Source organism: Leclercia sp. UBA5958, assembly GCF_002430365.1.
Lineage (GTDB): Bacteria > Pseudomonadota > Gammaproteobacteria > Enterobacterales > Enterobacteriaceae > Enterobacter > Enterobacter pneumoniae.
In genome coordinates this window covers 503397-509396 of the sequence record NZ_DJCE01000004.1, presented here as the reverse complement: position 1 = coordinate 509396, position 6000 = coordinate 503397, and the positions used below count along the sequence as shown (strand labels likewise).

Below are 6000 nucleotides of genomic sequence, written 5' to 3'. Positions count from 1 at the left end.
ATGTTTTCGCAGACCATGAAACAACAGTATTGCTGCTATCTCAGAGAAGATGGTGCATCCGGGAGGATTCGAACCTCCGACCGCTCGGTTCGTAGCCGAGTACTCTATCCAGCTGAGCTACGGATGCAAAATGGCGGTGAGGCGGGGATTCGAACCCCGGATGCAGCTTTTGACCGCATACTCCCTTAGCAGGGGAGCGCCTTCAGCCTCTCGGCCACCTCACCACACAACGCCTCTTTCGAGTGCTTCGAGTAACTCGTTAAGAGCTTCTCGTCGCTGCGTGGCGCATATATTACTTTCTGGGACTTATAAGTCAAACAATTTTCCATGCACTTTTTCTGTTTGCACAAATCGCAGGCAATTCGCATGTAAAAGAGGCAAAGAGGGTGTTTTATAAACGGATTTTGCGGGCATTTACGCAACGAAGTTCCATCAACCAGGCGAATAAAGATGAAGATAAGCAAAGAGAGACGGTGAAAAACAGCGAAATTGAAATAGAAAGGTAACTTTAAGCAGGAAGAATGGCAGGAGGGTTGCGTCTCGCCTGAAAGCGAGACGCGATAATATCAGTAACTGGACTGCTGGGATTTTTCAGCCTGGATACGCTGGTAGATCTCTTCACGGTGTACAGAGACCTCTTTAGGGGCGTTCACACCAATACGAACCTGGTTACCCTTTACCCCTAAAACTGTCACGGTGACCTCATCCCCAATCATGAGGGTCTCACCAACTCGACGAGTCAGAATCAGCATTCTTTGCTCCTTGAAAGATTAAAAGAGTCGGGTCTCTTGTATCCCGGCATTATCCATCATATAACGCCAAAAAGTAAGCGATGACAAACACGTAAAGTGTAAGCAGTCACGGCATCACATTCTGTTAAACGTAAGTTTAGCCGATATACACAAACTCAACCTGACTTTATCATTATCGATAGCGTAGAGCGAAGTACGCCATAACACATAGGTTATGGCGTCTGTTTACGCTTTTTAGTTATTACAGTTTGGAACTCACCCAGCTTTCAACGCTGGTTAACGCTGCAGGAAGTGCCGCCGCATCCGTACCACCGGCTTGCGCCATGTCTGGACGACCGCCCCCTTTACCGCCCACTTGCTGAGCGACCATACCAATCAGTTCCCCTGCTTTAACACGGTCGGTCACGTCCTTAGACACGCCAGCAATCAGAGAAACCTTACCTTCAGCAACGGTCGCCAGCACAATTACTGCCGAACCGAGTTGGTTCTTCAGGTCATCGACCATGGTACGCAGCATCTTAGGCTCAACACCAGCCAGTTCACTGACCAGCAGTTTAATACCTTTAATTTCAACCGCTTTGCTGGAGAGATTTGCACTCTCCTGTACTGCCGCCTGCTCTTTCAGCTGCTGCAGCTCTTTTTCCAGCTGGCGAGTACGTTCGATAACGCTACGCACTTTCTCGCCCAGATTCTGGCTATCGCCTTTCAGCAGCTGTGCGATATCGTGCAGTTGATCGCTCTCAGCGTGCAGGTAAGCCAGCGCGCCTTCACCGGTGACCGCTTCGATACGACGAACGCCCGCCGCCGTTCCAGATTCGGACAGAATACGGAACAGGCCAATATCGCCCGTGCGAGAAGCATGCGTACCGCCACACAGTTCAGTAGAGAAGTCGCCCATGCTCAGCACACGAACACGCTCGTCATACTTCTCACCAAACAGTGCCATCGCCCCTTTTTGCTTCGCCGCATCGAGATCCATGATCTGAGTTTCGATTGGCAGATTGCGACGGATTTGGGCGTTCACCAGATCTTCCACCGCGCGGATTTCAGACGGTTTCATCGCTTCAAAGTGAGAGAAGTCGAAACGCAGCACTTTATCGTTAACCAGCGAGCCTTTCTGCGCAACGTGCGTCCCTAATACTTCACGCAGGGCTGCGTGCATCAGGTGAGTTGCGGAGTGGTTCAGACGAATACGCGCACGACGCGCTTCATCAACGACAGCTTGTACGCCCTCGCCCACTTTCAGTGAGCCGGAGGTCAGCGAACCTACATGACCAATCGCCTGGCCATATTTTTGCGTGTCGTTTACGGTGAAGCTAAAGCCGTTGCCTTTCAGCACGCCCTTATCGCCCACCTGACCGCCGGACTCGGCATAAAATGCGGTTTTATCGAGTACAACAACGGCATCCTGACCCGCGGTAATGCTCTCTACCGCTTTGCCGTCAACAAACAGTGCCGTCACTTTGCCGTTCAGTTCCAGATGGTCATAACCCTGGAATTCAGACGCGCCATCCACACGGATCATCGCGTTGTAGTCAGCACCGAAACCGCTGGATTCACGCGCACGACGGCGCTGCTCTTCCATTGCGGCTTCAAAGCCCGCTTCGTCTACCTTAATGTTACGCTCACGGCAAACGTCAGCCGTCAGGTCAACCGGGAAGCCGTAGGTGTCATACAGACGGAAGGCCGTTTCGCCATCCAGCGTGTCGCCTTTGAGTTTCGCCAGTTCATCATCCAGCAGCGCCAGCCCACGCTCCAGCGTACGGGCAAACTGCTCTTCCTCGGTTTTCAGAACCTGCTCTACCTGCGCCTGCTGGCGTTTCAGCTCATCGCCTGCTGAGCCCATTACGCTAACCAACGGCCCAACCAACTTGTAGAAGAAGGTATCTTTCGCGCCCAGCATGTTGCCATGACGAATGGCGCGACGAATGATGCGACGCAACACATAACCACGGTTTTCGTTCGACGGAATGACGCCGTCCGCAATCAGGAACGCACAAGAACGAATATGGTCAGCAATGACGCGCAGAGATTTGTTGCTCAGGTCGGTCGCACCAGTGACTTCTGCAACAGACTTAATCAGCGTGCTGAAGAGGTCAATATCGTAGTTGGAGTTAACGTGCTGCAGAACCGCGGCAATACGCTCCAGACCCATCCCCGTATCGACGGACGGTTTCGGCAGCGGCTCCATGGTACCGTCAGCCTGACGGTTGAACTGCATGAAGACGATATTCCAGATCTCAATGTAGCGATCGCCATCTTCTTCCGGGCTGCCCGGAGGGCCACCCCAGATATGGTCGCCGTGATCGTAGAAGATCTCGGTGCACGGACCGCAAGGGCCGGTATCGCCCATCTGCCAGAAGTTGTCAGACGCATAAGGTGCGCCTTTGTTATCACCGATGCGAATGATACGTTCGCGCGGGATACCGACCTCTTTTTCCCAGATTTCGTATGCTTCGTCGTCGGTCTCGTAAACAGTAACCCACAGACGCTCTTTCGGCAGGTTGAACCAGTTTTCACCGGTCAGCAGTTCCCATGCGTACTGAATTGCATCGTGTTTGAAGTAGTCGCCGAAGCTGAAGTTGCCCAGCATTTCAAAGAAGGTGTGGTGACGTGCAGTGTAACCGACGTTTTCCAGGTCGTTGTGTTTACCGCCCGCACGCACGCAGCGCTGCGAGGTGGTTGCGCGGGAATAATTACGCTTGTCGAGACCAAGGAAAACATCCTTGAACTGGTTCATCCCGGCGTTGGTAAACAGTAATGTTGGATCGTTGTTTGGTACCAGGGAGCTGCTGGCAACAACCTGGTGTCCCTTACTATGGAAAAAATCGAGAAACGCCTGACGGATCTCAGCGGTGCTCTTGCTCATAATTATCCTGAAATCAAGCTAACGAAATGTCATAACCAGCCTGTACACACACTGTGTTGGACAGACCAGCTACTGGAAAAAGTGGGAATAAGATAAGTTTTCTTTTAAGGGAAGTAAAATCCCGCATGCGCTCAATCGGCAAAATTACGCCATATATCCTGAATATCTTCCATCAGGTAGCCGCGATAGAGCAAGAAGCGCTGGATTTTTACTTTTTCTGAAAACTCTTTTGGCAACGGCTCACCGTACTTACGTACAGCCTGCTCTCGCGCCTGCTCACACCAGTCGATTTCGCACTCGCGCATTGCCCGTTCCGTGGCTTCACGGTTGATCCCTTTTTGATTCAGCTCCTGGCGTATACGCTGAGGGCCATAACCTTTGCGGCTGCGGCTGGCAATAAAGCGGGCGATAAAGCGGTTGTCGTCCAGATAGTTGTGTTCATAGCACCAGGCAATGACGCGGTCGTAATCTTCTGCGCTGGCATCGATCTCTTCCGGCCCCTTTTTGCCCATCACGGGTGCCATTAATTTGCGGCGCAACTCCTGCTCGCTGTGGTCGCGCACGCCGAGTATGCGTACCGCGCGATCCAGCAAGCGGTTGTAGGCCGGTCGTCGTGGGGTTGATTCGCTCATAGAGAACCTGCTGAATAACAAATGCAAAAAAGGGCCGCAATCGCAGCCCTTTTTTTTACACGAAGTGATTAGAAGTCTTCTTTGGTTTCTTCAACGTCGGCATCATCGACCGCGAAGTCCGGTTTAGAATCCTGATTGCTGAGCAGCAGTTCACGGATTTTCTTCTCGATCTCTTTCGCTGCAGCCGGGTTCTCTTTCAGCCAGGAGATAGCATTCGCTTTACCCTGACCAATCTTGTCGCCGTTGTAGCTGTACCAGGCGCCAGCCTTCTCGATCAGCTTCTCTTTCACGCCCAGGTCAACCAGTTCACCGAAGAAGTTGATACCTTCGCCGTACATGATCTGGAACTCAGCCTGCTTGAACGGCGCGGCGATTTTGTTCTTCACGACCTTCACGCGGGTTTCGCTACCGACGACGTTATCGCCCTCTTTCACGGCACCGATACGGCGAATATCCAGACGCACAGAGGCGTAGAATTTCAGCGCGTTACCACCGGTGGTGGTCTCTGGGTTACCGAACATCACACCGATTTTCATACGGATCTGGTTGATGAAGATCAGCAGCGTGTTGGACTGCTTCAGGTTACCCGCCAGCTTACGCATCGCCTGGCTCATCATACGTGCCGCAAGGCCCATGTGAGAGTCGCCGATTTCGCCTTCGATTTCTGCTTTCGGCGTCAGTGCCGCAACGGAGTCGACGATGATGACGTCAACTGCGCCAGAGCGCGCCAGCGCGTCACAGATTTCCAGAGCCTGTTCACCGGTGTCCGGCTGAGAACAGAGCAGGTTGTCGATATCAACACCCAGCTTGCGGGCATATACCGGATCCAGCGCGTGCTCAGCATCGATAAACGCACAGGTTTTACCTTCGCGCTGCGCCGCAGCCACAACCTGCAGAGTCAGGGTTGTTTTACCGGAAGATTCTGGACCGTAAATTTCTACGATACGCCCCATCGGCAGGCCACCTGCGCCCAGAGCAATATCCAGAGAAAGCGAACCGGTGGAGATAGTTTCAACATCCATGGAACGGTCTTCACCCAGGCGCATGATGGAGCCTTTACCGAATTGCTTTTCGATCTGGCCCAGTGCTGCCGCCAACGCTTTCTGTTTGTTTTCGTCGATAGCCATTATTACTCCTGTCATGCCGGGAGAAGCAACTGCGCTTCACCGTGGATTTCTGTTTCGTTGCCGCAATTATACTGTATAGTCATACAGTATCAAGTCTTTTGTAGAAATTGTTGCCAGAGTGTTTTTAACGCATATTCGGTGGCCTGACGGCGCACATTTTCACGGTCGCCGGTGAAGCATTCGCGTCGGGTAATCCCCTCGCCCTGCGCCGTCGCAAAGCCAAACCATACGGTGCCGACCGGCTTAAGATCGCTGCCGCCATCCGGCCCGGCAATGCCGCTAATGGAGATCGCGTAATCGGCGCGGGCGGCACGTAATGCACCTATTGCCATCTCTATAACCACCGGTTCGCTCACTGCGCCATGCTCTTCCAGCGTCGGCTCCCGAACGCCAATCATTTGCGCTTTTGCTTCATTACTATAGGTAACAAATCCGCGTTCAAACCAGGCGGAGCTACCGGCGATATCGGTAATCACCTTCGCCACCCAGCCGCCAGTACAAGATTCTGCTGTGGTGAGCGTTGCGCCGCGCTGTTTCAGCGCTCGCCCTACTTCTTCGCTGAGCTGCATGAGTTCATGGTCAGTCATCATCGTTTAGGCTCCAGATAATCGTGCAGCACA

5 protein-coding genes and 2 tRNA genes are annotated in these 6000 nt (G+C 52.8%); all 7 read right to left on the bottom strand.

The annotated features are described in order from the left end of the window. Positions 1-50: 50 nt before the first annotated feature. Positions 51-127: transfer RNA gene (locus tag B2Q93_RS06910), tRNA-Arg, on the bottom strand. A 4-nt stretch (positions 128-131) separates the two neighbouring features. Then, positions 132-224, bottom strand: a tRNA-Ser gene (locus B2Q93_RS06905). Positions 225-566: 342 nt separating this feature from the next. Further along, positions 567-752: a carbon storage regulator CsrA gene (csrA, locus tag B2Q93_RS06900; RefSeq protein ID WP_000906486.1), complete on the bottom strand. Its 186-nt coding sequence runs from the start codon at positions 750-752 to the stop codon at positions 567-569. 241 nt (positions 753-993) lie between these two features. Then, a complete protein-coding gene (gene alaS, locus B2Q93_RS06895; protein WP_286932297.1) occupies positions 994-3621 on the bottom strand; it encodes an alanine--tRNA ligase in 2628 nt (875 codons plus the stop codon). 131 nt (positions 3622-3752) lie between these two features. Next, the gene (recX, locus tag B2Q93_RS06890; protein WP_040074289.1) at positions 3753-4253 is read right to left on the bottom strand and encodes a recombination regulator RecX; all 501 of its coding nucleotides are present in this window, start codon (positions 4251-4253) and stop codon (positions 3753-3755) included. Positions 4254-4321: 68 nt separating this feature from the next. Then, positions 4322-5380: a recombinase RecA gene (gene recA / locus B2Q93_RS06885; RefSeq protein WP_040074288.1), complete on the bottom strand. Its 1059-nt coding sequence runs from the start codon at positions 5378-5380 to the stop codon at positions 4322-4324. Between the two features lie 89 nt (positions 5381-5469). Then, positions 5470-5967, bottom strand: coding sequence for a nicotinamide-nucleotide amidase (gene pncC, locus B2Q93_RS06880; RefSeq protein ID WP_046886163.1), 498 nt, complete (start codon positions 5965-5967; stop codon positions 5470-5472). Positions 5968-6000: the final 33 nt, after the last annotated feature.

Bases quoted from the DNA above. Each gene is read 5' to 3' on its own strand.
- csrA (WP_000906486.1), bottom strand. From the start codon at position 752: ATGCTGATTCTGACTCGTCGAGTTGGTGAGACCCTCATGATTGGGGAT.
- alaS (WP_286932297.1), bottom strand. From the start codon at position 3,621: ATGAGCAAGAGCACCGCTGAGATCCGTCAGGCGTTTCTCGATTTTTTC.
- recX (WP_040074289.1), bottom strand. From the start codon at position 4,253: ATGAGCGAATCAACCCCACGACGACCGGCCTACAACCGCTTGCTGGAT.
- recA (WP_040074288.1), bottom strand. From the start codon at position 5,380: ATGGCTATCGACGAAAACAAACAGAAAGCGTTGGCGGCAGCACTGGGC.
- pncC (WP_046886163.1), bottom strand. From the start codon at position 5,967: ATGACTGACCATGAACTCATGCAGCTCAGCGAAGAAGTAGGGCGAGCG.